This is a genomic window from Corallococcus sp. AB049A, from assembly GCF_003668885.1.
Taxonomy (GTDB): Bacteria; Myxococcota; Myxococcia; order Myxococcales; family Myxococcaceae; genus Corallococcus; species Corallococcus interemptor.
Genome location: NZ_RAWL01001486.1, coordinates 1 through 381, shown reverse-complemented (window position 1 = coordinate 381; position 381 = coordinate 1). Strand labels below are relative to the sequence as shown.

The window sequence follows — 381 nt, the reverse complement described above, 5'->3', positions numbered from 1 at the left end:
ACCACCACAAAACCGAATAACGCCCCTTTATTAGGCGTTGCAGGTTATGCCGACGCCATGGCGCAGTTAAAAGCATTAAACATTGATTTTCCGGTACTTGCGGTAGGCGGTGTAACACTTTCTGATGTAGATGCCTTGATGGATACGGGAATCTTTGGCATAGCAGCTTCGGCAGCCATTAATCAGGCTGGCAACCTGCGCGAAGCGTATGAAGAATTTTATGCAAAAATAGACTAAGTATATGCAAAAAAATTAATTTGTCACCAAAATTTAATAGATAAATTTCCTGCAATTTGTATGATTAGCATAGACAGCGCTTAATCATCACACAAGACGCCTTAGCATCAGTTAGGGCGTCTTTTTGTTTTAGTAACCTTTGAT

General features: G+C 40.7%; 1 protein-coding gene. It reads left to right on the top strand.

Annotated elements, in window-relative coordinates:
* On the top strand, positions 1 to 237 hold a 237-nt coding region (locus tag D7X55_RS42675; protein ID WP_199747520.1), incomplete at its 5' end, for a thiamine phosphate synthase.
* Between the last annotated feature and the right edge of the window lie 144 nt (positions 238 to 381).